This is a genomic window from Burkholderia cepacia, from assembly GCF_029962485.1.
Lineage (GTDB): Bacteria > Pseudomonadota > Gammaproteobacteria > Burkholderiales > Burkholderiaceae > Burkholderia.
Genome location: NZ_CP073638.1, coordinates 1,877,753 through 1,893,404, shown reverse-complemented (window position 1 = coordinate 1,893,404; position 15,652 = coordinate 1,877,753). Strand labels below are relative to the sequence as shown.

17 protein-coding genes are annotated in these 15,652 nt (G+C 64.2%); 13 read left to right on the top strand and 4 right to left on the bottom strand.

What is annotated here, in order from left to right; all coding sequences use genetic code 11:
* Nucleotides 1–11: 11 nt before the first annotated feature.
* Nucleotides 12–926 (top strand): alpha/beta hydrolase, encoded by a 915-nt coding sequence (locus tag KEC55_RS24855; protein WP_282507786.1) that lies wholly within the window; start codon nucleotides 12–14, stop codon nucleotides 924–926.
* Nucleotides 927–948: 22 nt separating this feature from the next.
* Here the strand turns inward: KEC55_RS24855 and KEC55_RS24850 are convergent, their stop codons facing one another.
* Nucleotides 949–1,554: a VOC family protein gene (locus KEC55_RS24850; protein WP_282507785.1), complete on the bottom strand. Its 606-nt coding sequence runs from the start codon at nucleotides 1,552–1,554 to the stop codon at nucleotides 949–951.
* 195 nt (nucleotides 1,555–1,749) lie between these two features.
* Here KEC55_RS24850 and KEC55_RS24845 point away from each other — a divergent pair, with 195 nt between their 5' ends.
* The 6 genes from KEC55_RS24845 to KEC55_RS24820 all read left to right on the top strand — a co-directional run bounded on the left by KEC55_RS24845 (nucleotide 1,750) and on the right by KEC55_RS24820 (nucleotide 5,028).
* Nucleotides 1,750–2,139, top strand: coding sequence for a hypothetical protein (locus KEC55_RS24845; protein WP_282507784.1), 390 nt, complete (start codon nucleotides 1,750–1,752; stop codon nucleotides 2,137–2,139).
* 272 nt (nucleotides 2,140–2,411) lie between these two features.
* Complete coding sequence (locus tag KEC55_RS24840; RefSeq protein WP_282507783.1) at nucleotides 2,412–2,786, top strand: VOC family protein; 375 nt, start codon at nucleotides 2,412–2,414, stop codon at nucleotides 2,784–2,786.
* 75 nt (nucleotides 2,787–2,861) lie between these two features.
* Nucleotides 2,862–3,074, top strand: a complete 213-nt coding sequence (locus KEC55_RS24835) for a hypothetical protein (protein WP_282507782.1) — start codon at nucleotides 2,862–2,864, stop codon at nucleotides 3,072–3,074.
* A gap of 119 nt (nucleotides 3,075–3,193) precedes the next feature.
* Complete coding sequence (locus tag KEC55_RS24830; protein ID WP_282507780.1) at nucleotides 3,194–3,637, top strand: hypothetical protein; 444 nt, start codon at nucleotides 3,194–3,196, stop codon at nucleotides 3,635–3,637.
* 86 nt (nucleotides 3,638–3,723) lie between these two features.
* Nucleotides 3,724–4,272, top strand: coding sequence for a GNAT family N-acetyltransferase (locus KEC55_RS24825; protein ID WP_282507779.1), 549 nt, complete (start codon nucleotides 3,724–3,726; stop codon nucleotides 4,270–4,272).
* Between the two features lie 78 nt (nucleotides 4,273–4,350).
* Nucleotides 4,351–5,028: a hypothetical protein gene (locus tag KEC55_RS24820; protein WP_282507778.1), complete on the top strand. Its 678-nt coding sequence runs from the start codon at nucleotides 4,351–4,353 to the stop codon at nucleotides 5,026–5,028.
* A gap of 4 nt (nucleotides 5,029–5,032) precedes the next feature.
* Here KEC55_RS24820 and KEC55_RS24815 read toward each other — a convergent pair whose 3' ends face one another.
* Nucleotides 5,033–6,004: a LysR substrate-binding domain-containing protein gene (locus tag KEC55_RS24815; protein WP_282507777.1), complete on the bottom strand. Its 972-nt coding sequence runs from the start codon at nucleotides 6,002–6,004 to the stop codon at nucleotides 5,033–5,035.
* A gap of 135 nt (nucleotides 6,005–6,139) precedes the next feature.
* On the opposite strand from KEC55_RS24815, the gene KEC55_RS24810 reads away from it, so the two are divergent.
* Nucleotides 6,140–8,440: an NADP-dependent malic enzyme gene (locus KEC55_RS24810; protein ID WP_282507776.1), complete on the top strand. Its 2,301-nt coding sequence runs from the start codon at nucleotides 6,140–6,142 to the stop codon at nucleotides 8,438–8,440.
* Between the two features lie 183 nt (nucleotides 8,441–8,623).
* Here the strand turns inward: KEC55_RS24810 and KEC55_RS24805 are convergent, their stop codons facing one another.
* Nucleotides 8,624–9,895: an IS256 family transposase gene (locus KEC55_RS24805; protein ID WP_282507486.1), complete on the bottom strand. Its 1,272-nt coding sequence runs from the start codon at nucleotides 9,893–9,895 to the stop codon at nucleotides 8,624–8,626.
* A 409-nt stretch (nucleotides 9,896–10,304) separates the two neighbouring features.
* On the opposite strand from KEC55_RS24805, the gene KEC55_RS24800 reads away from it, so the two are divergent.
* From KEC55_RS24800 to KEC55_RS24790, 3 genes are all read left to right on the top strand, one after another.
* A complete protein-coding gene (locus KEC55_RS24800; RefSeq protein WP_282507775.1) occupies nucleotides 10,305–11,504 on the top strand; it encodes a PLP-dependent aminotransferase family protein in 1,200 nt (399 codons plus the stop codon).
* Between the two features lie 12 nt (nucleotides 11,505–11,516).
* Nucleotides 11,517–11,708 (top strand): hypothetical protein, encoded by a 192-nt coding sequence (locus KEC55_RS24795; protein WP_096475692.1) that lies wholly within the window; start codon nucleotides 11,517–11,519, stop codon nucleotides 11,706–11,708.
* A gap of 96 nt (nucleotides 11,709–11,804) precedes the next feature.
* A complete protein-coding gene (locus tag KEC55_RS24790; protein ID WP_282507774.1) occupies nucleotides 11,805–12,395 on the top strand; it encodes a pyridoxamine 5'-phosphate oxidase family protein in 591 nt (196 codons plus the stop codon).
* Between the two features lie 25 nt (nucleotides 12,396–12,420).
* Here KEC55_RS24790 and gcvA read toward each other — a convergent pair whose 3' ends face one another.
* The gene (gene gcvA, locus KEC55_RS24785) at nucleotides 12,421–13,314 is read right to left on the bottom strand and encodes a transcriptional regulator GcvA (protein ID WP_282507773.1); all 894 of its coding nucleotides are present in this window, start codon (nucleotides 13,312–13,314) and stop codon (nucleotides 12,421–12,423) included.
* A gap of 134 nt (nucleotides 13,315–13,448) precedes the next feature.
* Here gcvA and KEC55_RS24780 point away from each other — a divergent pair, with 134 nt between their 5' ends.
* Together KEC55_RS24780 and KEC55_RS24775 are read left to right on the top strand one after the other, a co-directional pair.
* Nucleotides 13,449–14,153, top strand: a complete 705-nt coding sequence (locus KEC55_RS24780; RefSeq protein WP_282507772.1) for an SDR family oxidoreductase — start codon at nucleotides 13,449–13,451, stop codon at nucleotides 14,151–14,153.
* A gap of 202 nt (nucleotides 14,154–14,355) precedes the next feature.
* The gene (locus KEC55_RS24775) at nucleotides 14,356–15,633 is read left to right on the top strand and encodes an epoxide hydrolase family protein (protein WP_282507771.1); all 1,278 of its coding nucleotides are present in this window, start codon (nucleotides 14,356–14,358) and stop codon (nucleotides 15,631–15,633) included.
* Nucleotides 15,634–15,652 lie beyond the last annotated feature (19 nt).

Genomic DNA, 15,652 nt, shown 5'->3' with positions numbered 1-15,652 from the left:
GGCAAACCGACATGACGCGACACGACATCGAATTCCCGTCCGAATCCACGACGCTGCGAGGCTGGTTCTACGCGCCGGCGCAGCGCATCGCCGACCGGGAAGCATGGCCCGCCATCGTGATGGCGCACGGCTTTTCGGCCGTGAAGGAGCAGTATCTGGACCGCTACGCGGAGGTGTTCGCCGCCAGCGGCTTTGCGGTGCTGCTCTACGATCACAAGAACTTCGGCGCAAGCGACGGAGTTCCACGTCAGGAAATCGACCCCGTGCAACAGAAGCGTGGCTATCGTGATGCGATCAGCTATCTGCTGACGCGCACCGATGTCGACGCCGAACGCATCGGCATCTGGGGCACCAGTTACAGCGGCGGCCACGTGCTCGAAGTGGCCGCCATCGACCAGCGCGTGAAATGCGTGGTGTCGCAGGTGCCGACGATCAGCGGGTATCAGTCGGGCTTGCGCCGCACGCGGTCCGATCTCGTACCCGCGATGCTGGCGCGCTTCGACGACGATCGTCGGCAGCGCTTCGCGGGTGGCCCGCCGGCCATGTTGCCGACCGTCAGTGCCGACCCCTCGGCTGCCTGTGCGATGGCCGGCGCGGATGCGTACCGGTTCTTCACCGAATCGGCCGCGCAGTTTGCGCCGAACTGGCGAAATGAAGTGACGTTACGCAGTGCAGAGCTATCGCGCGAGAACGAACCTGGGCAGTACGTCGACCGGATCTCGCCGACTCCGCTGCTGATGATCGTCGCCGACCAGGACGTGCTGACGCCGACCGACCTTTGCCTCAAGGCATGGGAAAACGCGCTGCAACCGAAGCGGTTGCTCCAGATCAAGGGTGGCCATTTCACGCCGTATATCGAGCACTTCGACGCAACCAGTCGGGCGGCGGCGGAATGGTTCACGCAGCATCTCGGCGGCGCGCGCTGACCTGAGCCCGCGCTCGTTGGCGCTATGCGTGCCGCTTCGGGTTCCACGCCTTGTGGACGAACTCGAGGCGATTGCCGTCGAAGTCGGCGACGTTGGCCGCGTAGTAGCCAGGGGCGAAATAGGTGCGATCCGCCGGTTTCCCCTCGTCGATGCCGCCGGCCTTGATGGCGGATGCATAGGCTGCGTCGACCAGTTCGTTGGTGTCGCAGACGATCCCGAGATACAGCCCCGTTTCACCGGGCTTGCGCTGGCGGAGCCAGATGCTTGATCCGACCGCGTTGCCCTTGCCGTACACGTCGTCGCCCAGGCCGTAAAGATCGGGGACGCCTTCGGGGCCTGACGCGGAATCGTAGTTGCCGAAGATGTGCCAGCCCAGCGGTTTCAAGGCTTCGGCGTAGAAGGCCAGCGACTTGTCGATGTCGGTGACGGAGAGGTAGACGTGGTCGATCATTGAGCCGCCTTCTTCGATGTGGGTGTGGAGGGTTGGGGCATCACGCCATTGGACGATAGCAAACCCGGCGATGCGCTGCACACCTTCGGCGATGCGGAAGCCGGTCGCACGGTAACGCGGGCTCCCGAACGACGTGTCGCAGCCTGGTGCCGACGACGCCAGCCCATGCTTCGTCATATGAAGTAATAGCTGTAATCCCGCATGAAATCTTCTTTCCGATGACTCCGGCTAGACTGGTCTCGCCTTGTCCCCTCCAAGGTGTTGTGTGACCTCCGCTCGGCCCGCGCTTTTCAGCGTGGGCCAACTTTTTCGAGCGGGTATCGTCGGCGGTCGAACGATCGCAAGCCGGACGCGCACTGGAGGAAACCTAGCGTGACAGTACACCCGACTGCCCGGGATGCCGGTTCGCTCGCGCGCTTCGTCGCGTTGCGAGTAGCGGCGGCTGCCGCCGCGATGTTCATCGTTCCGGCAGCGTTCGCCCAAGCCAGTGCGCCCGTTACCAGCAGTGTGTTTGTGCACCCGCCGTACGACACGGGCAATAGCGCGATCAACGAGAATTTCCAGTACATCACCCATCCGCCGATGCGGCCGGTCGCGGCGAGTGAGCCTGCGGTCGTGCGTGGCGCGCACCGGGGCCGTCGCGGGCAAACGGGCAGCACGAATGCTGCGGGCGCAACGAGTGGCGGATCGAACAGCGGGGCGGCCGTACCTCTTCCTCAAATGCCGGCGGACGGATCATCCGCTGCGCCCGTTTCGCAGTAGCGCGGTTTCTCCGAATCCTTTCAGGCAAGCAGGGCGATCGACATGCGATCGTCAGGTATTGCCCGAATCTCGACAACGTCACGCGGCGCGGCGTGACCGCCCGGTGAGGGGTGAGCGGGATTCCCCTTGTATCTCGCTCGTTGGCCCGACTCTGTCGGGCTTTTTTTGTTGGTGAGCGGAAGGTGTACGGTCGCCGGCTGTGTGTGGCACCATCGCGGTGGTCTCGACATCACACCCGGGTGCAGGCCAGCCCGTCTATCCGAGGGGATCTCATGTTTGACCACGTCAAATTCGGAGTCAGCGACTTTGCCGCCAGCAAGGCGTTTTTCCTCAAGGCACTCGCACCGATCGGTGCAGTGACGGTGGGTGAGGGCGAGCCTTCATACGGGATCGAGATCAGTCCGCCCGGCAAGCCTTCGTTGTGTCTGTTCCAGACGGCCGAGAAACCGGCGCATCTCCACATTGCATTCGTGGCCGACAATCGGCAGCAAGTCGATGCGTTCCATCGCGCGGCGCTGGAGGCGGGCGGGAAGGACAATGGCGCGCCCGGGCTGCGGCCGCATTATCACGCGAACTACTACGCGGCGTTCGTCATCGGGCCGGATGGGCACAATATCGAGGTGGTTTGTCATCAGGCGGAGGGGTGATCCGTCGGCCGCGGACGGATGTGCTCGAAAGCATGATCAAACGCATGCGTCAGGCGCGCACGGGGGCCGACCGGGATGAGTGACATCGCCATCGATTTGCCTTTTTATATCGTCGTGATCTTGATCGGCGCCGACTACTGGCCCGTGACGCTTTTTGTCGGCGCGGCCGGATTGTATTTCGCGGCGACCCGTTTGCGCGGTGGCTGGCGTGTTGTCTGTATCGTCGTTTCACTATTGTTCGCCGCCGAAGCCTGCTTCGGGATCTATGGTCGCTTTGTCGGGTTTTAATTGCCTTGAGAGCGGGTGCGCTACACTCGGTCGGCGTGCGGTGCTACGCGGCGCCGGCTAGCGGCGGAGACGATACCAATACATTCCGGGGCGGGGGCCATCTGCCTCCCGAAAAGACAATGCCAATCAGCAAACTGAAGGCCATGCCGGCGTTTCACACGGACGCGCCGCCGCAGATCCGTCATGCCATCGCGCTCTTCACGATTGTCTGGCTCATCGAAGCCGGATTTGCAGTCTGGCTTCAGAAGATGGGTATCAGTCAAATTGGTGAAGTGCCCGCGGCAAAGGTAACGCTCATGCGTCAGGGCCTTGCCATGATCGCCGTGGTTCAGGGATTCTGGCTGTTCCTGAACGCCAGCCTGATCATCGGCCTTTGCCAACGACAAAAGCTGGCACGCACGCTGGAACTGGTCCTCACGATTGTCACGACGCTGGCCTTCATTGTGGTGGCGCTCCCGTTCAGGATGAACCTGATCGAAGTGTCCTTTTTCGCCAATGCGATTGCGACTGTGCTCATTTATTCTGGCCCGTGTTCGCGTTGGTTCCAGGGTACGACTTCGTAAGAGCGTCACGATTGCTATTGCGAATGCGGCTTGGCGAGATGAAGGCTGTCGTGCCACGCCGCGAAGACTCAACGGAAAGACGAGCGATGAATTCGAAAATCATCCGCAAGGCCACGGCAGACGACGTGCCGGCGCTCACGCAGATCCGGAACGATGCACACGCCAAGAAAGTCGCGCATGGCGATTATGTGTGGGGCAACGCGGGCGACGGCTTCTCCGAGCGGTGGGTACGAAACAATGTCGCCGAGAAAGCGGTGTATGTCGTCGAACAGGATGGCACGTTGATCGGAACGTTCGCGCTCGGTTTCGACGACGACAACCACTGGGGGCCTCAAGCACCGATCGCCGGGTACGTGCATGGGCTATGTGTGCGGCAAGGTTTCAACGGGCTGGGAATTGGCAGCTTCGTGCTTGACTGGTGTGCCCGCGAGGTGAGCGGCTCGAACCGGCGTTTCGTCAGACTCGACTGCGACGCTGAAAACGCGAAGCTTTGCGCTTACTACGAATCGCTTGGCTTTGTCCGCGTCGGATTGAAGTCGGACGGCCGTGACTGGTCGTTGTACGAGAGGCCGGCCGATCGACTGTCGACTGGATCATCGACGGGTTGCTCGCAGGCGTCTCGTCAAACGAAGTGAACCCGGCAACGATTGTCGGCACAAGCCTGCCGAATCATCGACAATCCGCGTCCTTCAAAAAATCAGAGAGGGTGGTGTATGCGCAGGACCGGCAAGACGCTCGCGGTGATCGTGAGCTTTGCGGTCGTCGGGATCGCCGACGTTCAGGCAGCCCCTGACGAATCTGCATTCCCGCGCTATACGCAGGTGGAAGGCAAGCTCGACAGCGACGGGTTCCCGCTGTCCGGCGTGAAGCTCTGCGTGCTTCCCGACCATGCACCATGCTTCGAGATGCCGCCGGCGCCGCTTCCCCATGCTTCCAGAGAGCTTTACCAGTTCGGCCTGGATCCGAAGTCCGAGCGGTTGCCGATCGCGTCGGGCGGCTCGTGGGTGTTCTTCTCGGGGATGTTCTCGGGTGGCGGCAGCGGGATGCTGGAGCGCGTGGCCGTCCTGCGTGTCGGCGCGAACGGCAAGATCGAGAACCTGATGCCGAAAGTCACCCAGACGGAGATGGCCGACCGCGCGATGTGGAAGTTGCCGGATGTGTCGTCGTATCCGCTGTTTGTCCGGGCGGACTATATCTGGGAGAAGGACGAGGATCATTTCGGCAAGCACTTCTTCGAAGTCGACGCGTGGGTGTTCGATCCCGCCGCCAATCAGTACTCGAAGCGCTTTTCCTATCGCACGGCGAAGCGCTATGACCGCGGCGAGGGCTCCGACCACGTGCTGACCGCCGAGCGCGCGGAAATCCTGCGCCGCCTTGCCGCGAGCAAATAGCCGCTTATCGCTGCATGTCCCCGTACGTCTCCTTGCACACGCCGCGCAGCGCCTCGACTAGCAGATCGCGCGCGGGCGAACGTGAATCGGCGGAGCGCGTAAACAGCGCAATCGGCGGAAGCGTCCACACGAGCGAGTAAGGCACGATCGCCACACCGGCGATCCGCACCAGTTCTTCCGCGATATCGGCCGGCACGATCGACACGGCCTCGTCGCTCGACGCGATCATTTCGCCGATCAGTTTCGACGAGTAGCTTTCGACGATCGGCACGGGCGGTGCGATGCCGGCCGACAGGAACAGGTCGGTCACCTGTTCGCGCATCGGCGTATGCGGCGCGCCGAGAATCCAGTCGAGCGCGTGCAGCTTGTGCCAGTCCAGTGGCGTGCGCGCGAGCTTGGCCGCAAGACGCCGGCTCGCGATCATGCGCGGCTGCTGCTGGTACAGCACTTCAAACGAAACCTGCCCCAGATCGATCGCCGACGACGCGCGCCCGATCACGATGTCGACGCTGTGATCCCTGAGCTGCAGCAGCAGTTGATCGCTGGTGCCTTCGTGAATCGTCACGGTCAGCCGTCGCTCCATCCGCGCTTGCAACCGCTTCAGCGCGGCCGACAGCATCTGGCCGGAGATGAACGGAATCACGCCGATGTGCAGATGGGCCGCGTGCCCGGCGGCGACGGCCTCCATCTCGCGGGCGAGGTGGTCGAGATCCTTGATCATCGCCTTCGCCCGCTCGAGCACGACCGCGCCGAGCGCGGTGGGCCGCATGCCGCGCGACGATCGCTCGAACAGCGGCGTGCCGAACATGCTCTCCAGCTCCGACAGCGCATTCGTCACGGCCGGCTGGCTGCTGGCCATGTGCTCGGCGACGCGCGTCAGCGACCCGTGCTGCTGGATCTGCAACAACAGCACCAGATGCCGAATCTTCAGACGAGCGCCCAGCCGTCTGACCACGTCATTTGCGTCAAAAGTCATTGACTAGTCATGCATTCATCATGAAAAAGTGATGGACCGATATTAAAACAGAATCATCACGTTATGGCAGATCCCTAGAATCAGCTTCATGGATCGCGCCGGGACTGGCCTGGCGCCCACGCCGGGACCCAAAACATGAAACAGACAGAGACACAGCAGCAGGCCGCGTTCGACTATCACGAGTTTCCGACCCCCGGGAAAATCTCGGTCGTGGCGAGCAAGCCGCTGGTGACCCAGCGCGATCTGGCGCTGGCCTATACGCCCGGCGTGGCGAGCGTGTGCGAGTCGATCGCCGCCGATCCGCTGCAGGCGCACCGCTTCACGAGCCGCGGCAACCTGGTCGGCGTGATCACGAACGGCACCGCGGTGCTCGGCCTGGGCAACATCGGCCCGCTCGCATCGAAGCCGGTCATGGAAGGCAAGGCCGTGCTGTTCAAGAAGTTCGCCGGGATCGACGTGTTCGACATCGAGATCAACGAGACCGACCCGGACAAGCTGGTCGACATCATCGCCGGCCTCGAACCCACGTTCGGCGGGATCAACCTCGAGGACATCAAGGCGCCGGAATGCTTCACGGTCGAGCAGAAGCTGCGCGAACGCATGAAGATTCCCGTCTTCCACGACGATCAGCACGGCACGGCCATTACCGTTTCCGCCGCGTTCATCAACGGGCTGAAGGTCGTCGGGAAATCGATCAAGGAGGTGAAGGTCGTGACGTCGGGCGCCGGTGCGGCCGCACTGGCGTGCCTGGACCTGCTGGTCGACCTCGGGCTGCCGGTGGAAAACGTCTGGGTGACGGACATCGAAGGCGTCGTCTATCGCGGCCGTACCACGCTGATGGACCCGGCCAAGTCGCGCTTCGCGCAGGAAACCGATGCGCGCAAGCTCGCCGAAGTGATCGGCGGCGCGGATGTGTTCCTGGGGCTGTCGGTCGGCGGCATCCTCACGGCGGAGATGCTGAAGGCGATGGCGGCGCGTCCGCTGATTCTCGCGCTCGCCAATCCGACGCCGGAAATCTTCCCGGAACTGGCGCACGAGACGCGCGACGACGTCGTTATCGCGACGGGCCGCTCGGACTACCCGAACCAGGTCAACAACGTGCTGTGCTTCCCGTACATTTTCCGGGGCGCGCTGGATGTGGGCGCGACGACGATCACGCGCGAAATGGAGATCGCCGCGGTTCACGCGATCGCGGGGCTGGCCGAGGAAGAGCAGAACGAAGTCGTCGCGGCGGCATACGGTGCGTATGACGTGTCGTTCGGCGCGCAATACCTGATTCCGAAGCCGTTCGATCCGCGCCTGATCGTGCGTATCGCGCCGGCCGTGGCCAAGGCGGCGATGGAAGGCGGTGTGGCGACGCGTCCGCTCGCGAATCTCGACGCCTATGTCGAGCAGCTGCAGCAGTTCGTCTATCACTCCGGTGCGTTCATGAAGCCGCTGTTCGCGACCGCGCGTCGGCTGGTGCGTGACGGCGGCAAGGCGCGGATCGTGTTCACCGAAGGCGAAGACGAGCGGGTGCTGCGGGCGGTGCAGGTGATCGTCGACGAGAAGCTCGCGCGTCCGATTCTGGTCGGGCGTCCGGAGGTGTTGCTGGCGCGCATCGAGCGGTTCGGCCTGCGCCTGCGACTTGGTCAGGATGTCGAAGTGACCAATCCTGAGTATGACGAGCGCTTTCCGCAGTACTGGACGAAGTATTGGGAGCTGCGGTGCCGCGACGGCATTTCGAAGGAAATGGCGCGCGTGGAAATGCGCCGCCGCCTGACGCTGATCGGCGCGATGATGGTGCAGCTCGGCGATGCGGACGGGATGATCTGCGGCACGGTGGGCGAGTATCACAATCACCTGCGGTTCGTGGATGAGGTGATCGGGAAGAAGCCGGGGGCGTCGACCTACGCGGCGATGAACATCCTGCTGCTCGATCAGCGCACGGTCGCGCTGGTGGATACGCATGTCAACGACAACCCCGATGCGGAGCAGATTGCTGAATTCACGATTGCGGCGGCGCGGCAGATGGAATGGCTGAATCTGACGCCGAAGGTTGCGCTGCTGTCGCGGTCGAATTTCGGCTCAGGGAGTGCGGCTTCGGGCGTGAAGATGCGCCGGGCGCTGGAGATCGTGCGGGAGCAGGCGCCGGATATCGAGGCGGATGGCGAGATGCATGGCGACTGCGCGCTGGATGAAGGACTGCGGGCGAAGCTGCTGCCGATGTCGCCGTTGAAGGGAGCGGCGAATTTGCTGGTGTGTCCGAATGTGGATGCGGGGAATATTGCTTATAACCTGCTCAAGACCGAGGCGGGGAGCAATGTGGCGGTGGGGCCTTTCCTGTTGGGCGTTAATGCTCCCGTGAACATCCTTACTTCGAGCGCGACCGTGCGGCGGATTGTGAATATGGCTGCGTTGACGGTGATTGAGGCGAATCGGGGTGTGGGTGGGTGATTGAGTGGTAGTGGGATTAGTTCGCAAGGCGCTTCCATTAGGATCGCCGCTATAACACGCGCGAAGGCTGCTTGACGCGGCTCTAGCGAGTGGAATGCAGGTGTTTCCCGAGCGAGACTGATCGCCAGGGCGATATCGCCGAACCTGTCCGCATTTTCGTGGGCGAGGCGGTTGAACAACAGGTTATCCGCGCGCCTGCATAAACCGCTCGCCGAACAGGATAGCAAACTGGTTCATCGCTGATTTCCAGTCGAAGGCGGACCGCACGGTCTTGGCCAGGACATTGCGCAGCGCCAGCCAGAGCAGCTTGATGGCCGCCTCGTCATTCGGGAAGTGACCGCGGGTCTTGATGATCTTGCGCAACTGCATGTTCAAACTTTCTATGGCGTTCGTGGTGTACACGACCCGTCGAATCTCCGGCGGGAACACATAGAACGGTATGACGTGTTCCCAAGCGCGTTGCCACGATTGCACGACAGTCGGGTACTTCGCACCCCAGGGACCGTCGGCGAAGTCTTGCAGCGCCTGCCTTGCCGCCTCTTCGCTGGCGGCTGCGTAGATCGGACGCAGTGCTGCGGCGAGCGCCTTGCGGTCCTTGTAGCTGGCGTACTCGAGACTGTTGCGGATCAGATGCACGATGCAAGTCTGAACGGTGGTCCGGGGATAGGCGGTGCCGATGGCCTCGGCCAACCCTTTTAGGCCATCGACGACGGCGATCAGGATATCCTGACAGCCGCGAGTCTTGAGCTCGTTGAATACCTTGAGCCAGAACTTGGCGCCCTCGGTCTGCTCGATCCAGAGGCCCAGCACGTCGCGCTGGCCATCGGCCTGAATGCCCAAGGCAAGATACACGGCCTTGTTGCTGACCACGCCGTCGTCACGGATCTTGACCCGTAGTGCATCGAAGAACACCACCGGGTACATCACCTCAAGCGGGCGGCTCTGCCAGGTCAACGCGTCGGCCATGACCTCGTCGGTGACTGAGCTGATGAAGTCGGGCGAGACCTCGGTGCCGTAGCTCTCGGCCAGAAAGGCCTGAATCTCGCGCACACTCATGCCACGTGCGTACATCGCGATAATGCGTTCGTCGAAACCGGTAAAGCGGCGTTCGTGCTTGGGAATCAGGATCGGCTCGAAACTGCCGTCGCGATCGCGGGGGACTTCGACCCGAACCGGGCCGCGATCGGTGATGACTGTCTTGCCGCTGGCGCCGTTGCGCTCGTTGGCTTGGCCGGCCGGCTTGGGCTGGCCAGGTGGGTAGCCCAGATGCAGATTCATCTCGGCGCCCATCGCTCGTTCGATGACCGCCTTGTTGAACGCCAGCATCAAGTCCTGAACCTCGGCTGGCGACATTGGACCCTTGACCAACTGGTCCAGCAGTTCCTTGGGCAGTTCAGGCAGCGGCCCTCGGGCCGCTGCCTGACGCGCTACGGTTTGTCTCTTCTTCATCGGCATATCCATGGCTGCCACACCTCATGATATGCCCCGCCCACAAAATGACGGATAGGTCCATATCGCCCTGGCATCGCCACGAACGCCGCGATCCACACCGACCACGACCTTAAACAACTGCCACGACCCCAAGGCCTGTAAGGCCGCACCACGCCCGGCGAAACAATCGCCCGAATCAAACACCCGCTCGCCAACCCGTCCCCGAAACCCGCATCAACACCCCAGCCCCACCACGCCCAAACCCGGGATTTAATGACCAAACCGCAAGACCTAGTGCATAGATATCGTTTGCCGAGCCCTTAATGACTATCGACAATCGTGGCTCGAATTCACCGCCGTGGCGCCAGAAGCGCCCCGGCGGCAGGCCCTTGACGGCTATCCCGGCCGTCCGCGCCCTCCAGCTCACGACGACATGTACGCGTTCACTCCCTCATTCCAGAATCCCGCCGGCTCGCCGATCCGCGAGTTGTTCAAGTACCTGTCCGAACCGGGCATGATTTCCTTCGCGGGCGGCTATCCGGCCAGCGACCTGTTCGACGTCGACGGCCTGAACGCGGCCGCCGAGCGCGCGTACGCGCAGCCCGTGCGCTGCCTGCAATACGGCCCGACCGACGGCCTCGCCGAACTGAAACAGCAACTGATCGCGCTGATGGCGCGTCGCGGCGTCGCGTGCACGGCGGCCGAACTGCTCGTCACGACCGGCTCGCAGCAGGGCCTCGACCTGCTGCTGCGCGTGATGGTCTCGCCCGGCGACGTCGTGCTGACCGAACAGCCGGCCTATCCGGCCACGCTGCAGGCGATGCGTCTGCAGCAGGCGCGCATCGTGACGATCCCCGTCGACGGTGAAGGGCTCGACGTCGACCGTCTTGCCGGGCAACTCGCATCCGGCGCGATCGCGCAACCGAAGCTGCTTTACACCGTTCCGACCTTCGCGAACCCGACGGGCGCGACGCTCACGCGCGAACGCCGGCTGAAGCTGCTGCGTCTCGCGGTGCAATACCGTTTCCTGATCATCGAGGACGATCCGTACGGCGATCTGCGTTTCGCGGGCGAAGCCGTGCCGTCGATGCTCGCGCTGGCCGGCGAAGTGGACGGCGCGCGCGACTGGATCGTGCATTTCGCGAGCCTGTCGAAGATCGTCGCGCCGGGGCTGCGCGTGGGCTGGACGATCGCGCCGGCCGAGATCGCGCGGCGCTGCGTGATCGCGAAGCAGACGGTCGACTTGTGCAGCACGCCGTGGACGCAGGCCGCCGCCGCCGAATACCTGGCCGACGGCGCGCTCGAACGCCATTTGCCGCGCATCACGGCCGCATACCAGCGCAAATGCGACGCGATGTGCGACGCACTGCGCGACGGGTTCGGCGATGCGATCGAATTCCATCGTCCCGAAGGCGGGATGTTCGTGTGGGCGCGGATCGGCGCGGTGTCGTCGGACGTGCTGCTGCAACAGGCGATCGCCAACAAGATCGTGTTCGTACCCGGCAAGGCGTTCTTCGCGGACAACGTCGACGCAGCGTCGCTGCGGCTGTCGTTCGCCGCGCCGGACGTCGATGCGATCCGGGAAGGCGTTGCGCGCCTCGTGCGCGCGTATGGTGCGGCGCTGGCCGCGTGAGGAGACATCAACGTGAATATCACCGTCAACGAAACGGCATCGATGGGCGCGGCGTCAGGCGCGGGCGATAATCGGCCGGCAAAGCATCGCTCGTCGCAGATCAGCGCCGGGCCGCAATATGTAGCCGACGTGCTCGGCCGCTTCGGCGCGGAGCCGGCGACCGATGCCGGCGATGCCGCGCCGGTCGTGCTCGGCTATAACTGATCGGTTCGAGCGCGGCGGCCCGCGTCGTACGCGAGCCGTCGCCCGAACAAACGGTTAAGCTTCCGCGATCGACACACTGACGATCGCCGCCGCCTCATGTCCGACTCGACCTCCGAATCGCTCGCGCAAACATACGACCGCGTCTGGTCTTGCCTCGAATCAGGCGTGAGCATGAAGCGCTCGCCGTTCACGATGCTGCAGGCGGCCACGCTCGGCCTCGACGGCGCGCCGAAGGTTCGGACGATCGTATTGCGTCAGGTGAGCCGTGCCGATCGCGTGCTGTCGTTTCATACCGATGCGCGTTCGGAGAAAGTCGCGGAGTTGCGCCGCGATCCGCGCTTCTCGATCGTCGCCAACGATCTCGACGCGCTCGTGCAGATTCGCGCAGAAGGCATTGCCTCGATCTGCGAAGACGAAGCACAGCGGCGTGCGATTTGGGAATCGAGCCGTCCGCATACGCTGCTGCTGTATCGTGCGCCGTTGCCGCCCGGCACGGTGATCAACTCACCGGAAGAAGCGCATCTCGACAGCACCGCGCCAACCGGCGACGGCTACGAAAACTTCTGCCTGATCCACATGGCGGTCACGCGCATCGACTGGCTCGAACTCGCGCGAGCAGGGCATCGCCGGGCGGTGTTCGATCTGAACGGCGCGAGCGGCTGCGCAGCGCGCTGGATCGCCCCCTGACGCTGACGCAGGACGTTCAAGGCGCTCAAGGCCGCCCGTCCGCCACTGCCTGTCCGGTCATCCACTTGCGCATCACCACGATCGCATCGTCGTCGCGGCGCTCGGCCGGATACACGAGATAGAACCCCATCGACAGCGGAAACGCGAAATCGAACGGCTTGCACAGCCGGCCGGCGGCGATGTCGCGCTCGACGAGCGGATCGGTTGCGAGCGCGATGCCCTGGCCGGCGACGGCCGCATCGATCGCGAGCGAGGTCTGGTTGAAGCGCAGCCCCTTGTGCGGATCGATATCGACGGGCTCCGGCATCGCTGCAAGGAACTCCGGCCACAGGTCGTGCGCGTCGTGCAGCAGCACCTGACCGGCCAGCGCACGCGGTGAAGCCGGCGCGGCCAGCACGGCAGGGCTGCACACCGCGCACACGTCGAGCGGAAACAGCGCATGCGCGACGAGATGCTTGCCGAACGGCGGCTTGCCGTAGCGGATCGCGAGATCGACGCCATCGTGGCGGAACGTCGCGATCTGCGGATCGGCGATCACGCGCACGTCGTAGTCGGGATGGGCTTCGGTGAAGTGCGCGAGCCGCGGGATCAGCCACTTCGATGCGAATGACGGTGTCGTGCTGATCGTCAGCGCCGCGCGCCGCTTCACGAGCTTGTCGGTCGCGTCGGCGATCGCGTGCAGCGCGCGCTGCACGTCGGAGAAATACGCGGCGCCGTCGTGCGTGAGCGCAAGGCCGCGCGGCAGGCGCTCGAACAGCTTCAGGCCGAGCACGTCCTCGAGGTGGCGCACCTGCTGCGCGACGGCGCCCTGCGTGACGCCGATCTCGTCGGCCGCGGCGCGGAAATTGAGGTGCCGCGCGGACACTTCGAACGCACGAAGCGCATTCAGCGGCGGCAGGCGGGAAGGGCGTGGCGGCATCGGAAGGCTGTAGAAAAACTATCGGCTGGCGGCAGAAATACTGATTCGACAGCCGGATTTGATGCGCCTACATTACCACCATGGCGCGCCGAATGGCGGCTGCGCGGCGGCAGAATCGAAACGAGGAGCAAATCGTGACTGTAGAAAAAGTGGCGTTGATCACGGCGGCGGGCAAGGGCATGGGCGCGGCGATCGCGCGCGAACTGGCGGCGACGGGCTATCGCGTCGCGCTGATGTCGCCATCGGGCAGCGCGGTGGCGCTGGGCGAGGAACTGGGCGGCTTCGGCATCAAAGGCTCGGTGACGGAAGAGGCCGATATCGACCGGCTCGTGCAGGAAACGGTCGCGCGCTACGGCCGGATCGACGCGGTCGTGAACAACACCGGCCATCCGCCGAAGGGCGATCTGCTGGCGATCACCGACGACAACTGGCACGCCGGCCTCGACCTGATCCTGCTGAACGTGGTGCGCGTGATGCGCCGCGTGACGCCGATCTTCCAGAAGCAGGGCGGCGGCGCGGTGGTCAACATCTCGAGTTTCGCGGCGGACGCGCCCGAGCAGCCGATGCCCGTTTCGTCGGCGCTGCGCGCGGCGCTGAGCGCATGGACGCGCCTGTACGCGGAACGCTATGCGGCCGAGAACATCCGGATGAACGCGGTGCTGCCGGGCTTCATCGACAGCTGGCCGGAAACTCCGGAGATCGTCGCACGCATTCCGGCCGGCCGCTTCGGCAAGACCGGCGAGATCGCGAAGACGGTCGCGTTCCTGCTGTCGGACGGCGCGGGCTACATCACCGGGCAGAACATTCGCGTCGACGGCGCGATCGTCAAGGCGCTCTGAGCGTCGCGACGGCGAGCGGGCGGCGAGTCGGGCCGCTCGCCGCGCGGCAACTACAAACGCATACAAATCAGACAAATCCGGGATACATCAGATCTTTCAAATGGGCGACGCCGTGTGACGAGGGCGTGCCGGATTGAAAGCCTGGGCGCGATCCCGCGCGCGGCATGTTCACTTTCCACTTCACGAAAGGAGATGCCGAACGATGTCTTCCACACCGTTTTCCCCGATGCGTCGCCACCTGCTGGCCACTTCCGTGGCCGCCGGGGTCTCGGCGATGCTGCCCACCGCGCTGCATGCTGCAACCGGCGCGAGCGGCATACGCCCGTTCACCGCGCACATTCCCGATGACGCCGTCGCCGACCTGCGTCGCCGCATTGCCGCGACGCGCTGGCCGGGCCGCGAGACCGTCGCCGACGAATCGCAAGGCGTGCGGCTCGCGCGCATGCAGGCGCTGCTGCGCTACTGGGGCACCGACTACGACTGGCGCAAGGGCGAGGCGCGCCTGAACGGTTTCCCGATGTTCATCACGGAAATCGACGGGCTCGACATTCACTTCATCCACGTGCGGTCGCGGCACGAGAACGCGATGCCGATGATCATGACGCACGGCTGGCCCGGTTCGATCTTCGAGCTGCTGAAGGCGATCGGCCCGCTGACCGATCCGACCGCGCATGGCGCGAGCGCGGACGATGCGTTCCACGTCGTCGTGCCGTCGTTGCCGGGCTTTGGTTTTTCGGGCCGGCCGACGAAAACCGGCTGGGGCTCGGACCACATCGCGCGTGCGTGGGGCGAGCTGATGGCGCGGCTCGGCTATACGCGCTTCGTGTCGCAGGGTGGCGACTGCGGCTCGGTGATCTCGCACCGGATGGCGATGCAGCGCGTGCAGGGCCTGGCCGGGATTCACGTGAACATGCCGGCGACGGTGCCGCCGGACATCGCGACACTGCTCGCAACCGATTCGCCCGCGCCGGCTTCGCTGTCGCCGAAGGAGAAGGCCGCGTACGAGAAGCTCGCGACGTTCTATCGCGACAACTGCGGCTACTCGGCGATGATGGTCACGCGCCCGCAGACGGTCGGTTATGCGCTCGCCGATTCGCCGTCCGGGCAGGCCGCGTGGATGTACGACAAGATTTCGCAGTGGACGTACAGTGGCGGCGTGCCGGAGCGCTCGATTCCGCGCGACGAGATTCTCGACGACATCTCGCTGTACTGGCTGACGAATACGGCGACATCGGCCGCGCAGATCTACTGGGAGGATCACTCGAACAACTTCAACGCGGTGGATATCGCGTTGCCGGCCGCGATCACGGTGTTTCCGGGCGAGATCTATCAAGCGCCGCGTAGTTGGGCCGAGCGCAGTTATCACAACCTGATCTACTTCAACGAAGTCGACAAGGGCGGGCATTTCGCGGCGTGGGAAGAGCCGGAATTGTTTGCGCGTGAGGTGCGGGCAGGGTTCAGGCCGTTGCGGCGCGCGTAAGCGGAGTAGGCGCGGTGAA

Excerpts from the sequence above, each read along its gene's own strand:
- gcvA (WP_282507773.1), bottom strand. The coding sequence starts at position 13,314 with ATGCCGCCACGCCCTTCCCGCCTGCCGCCGCTGAATGCGCTTCGTGCG.
- KEC55_RS24805 (WP_282507486.1), bottom strand. The coding sequence starts at position 9,895 with ATGCCGATGAAGAAGAGACAAACCGTAGCGCGTCAGGCAGCGGCCCGA.
- KEC55_RS24835 (WP_282507782.1), top strand. The coding sequence starts at position 2,862 with ATGAGTGACATCGCCATCGATTTGCCTTTTTATATCGTCGTGATCTTG.
- KEC55_RS24825 (WP_282507779.1), top strand. The coding sequence starts at position 3,724 with ATGAATTCGAAAATCATCCGCAAGGCCACGGCAGACGACGTGCCGGCG.
- KEC55_RS24815 (WP_282507777.1), bottom strand. The coding sequence starts at position 6,004 with ATGACTTTTGACGCAAATGACGTGGTCAGACGGCTGGGCGCTCGTCTG.
- KEC55_RS24790 (WP_282507774.1), top strand. The coding sequence starts at position 11,805 with ATGTCCGACTCGACCTCCGAATCGCTCGCGCAAACATACGACCGCGTC.
- KEC55_RS24850 (WP_282507785.1), bottom strand. The coding sequence starts at position 1,554 with ATGACGAAGCATGGGCTGGCGTCGTCGGCACCAGGCTGCGACACGTCG.
- KEC55_RS24810 (WP_282507776.1), top strand. The coding sequence starts at position 6,140 with ATGAAACAGACAGAGACACAGCAGCAGGCCGCGTTCGACTATCACGAG.
- KEC55_RS24840 (WP_282507783.1), top strand. The coding sequence starts at position 2,412 with ATGTTTGACCACGTCAAATTCGGAGTCAGCGACTTTGCCGCCAGCAAG.
- KEC55_RS24855 (WP_282507786.1), top strand. The coding sequence starts at position 12 with ATGACGCGACACGACATCGAATTCCCGTCCGAATCCACGACGCTGCGA.
- KEC55_RS24800 (WP_282507775.1), top strand. The coding sequence starts at position 10,305 with ATGTACGCGTTCACTCCCTCATTCCAGAATCCCGCCGGCTCGCCGATC.
- KEC55_RS24830 (WP_282507780.1), top strand. The coding sequence starts at position 3,194 with ATGCCAATCAGCAAACTGAAGGCCATGCCGGCGTTTCACACGGACGCG.
- KEC55_RS24775 (WP_282507771.1), top strand. The coding sequence starts at position 14,356 with ATGTCTTCCACACCGTTTTCCCCGATGCGTCGCCACCTGCTGGCCACT.
- KEC55_RS24820 (WP_282507778.1), top strand. The coding sequence starts at position 4,351 with ATGCGCAGGACCGGCAAGACGCTCGCGGTGATCGTGAGCTTTGCGGTC.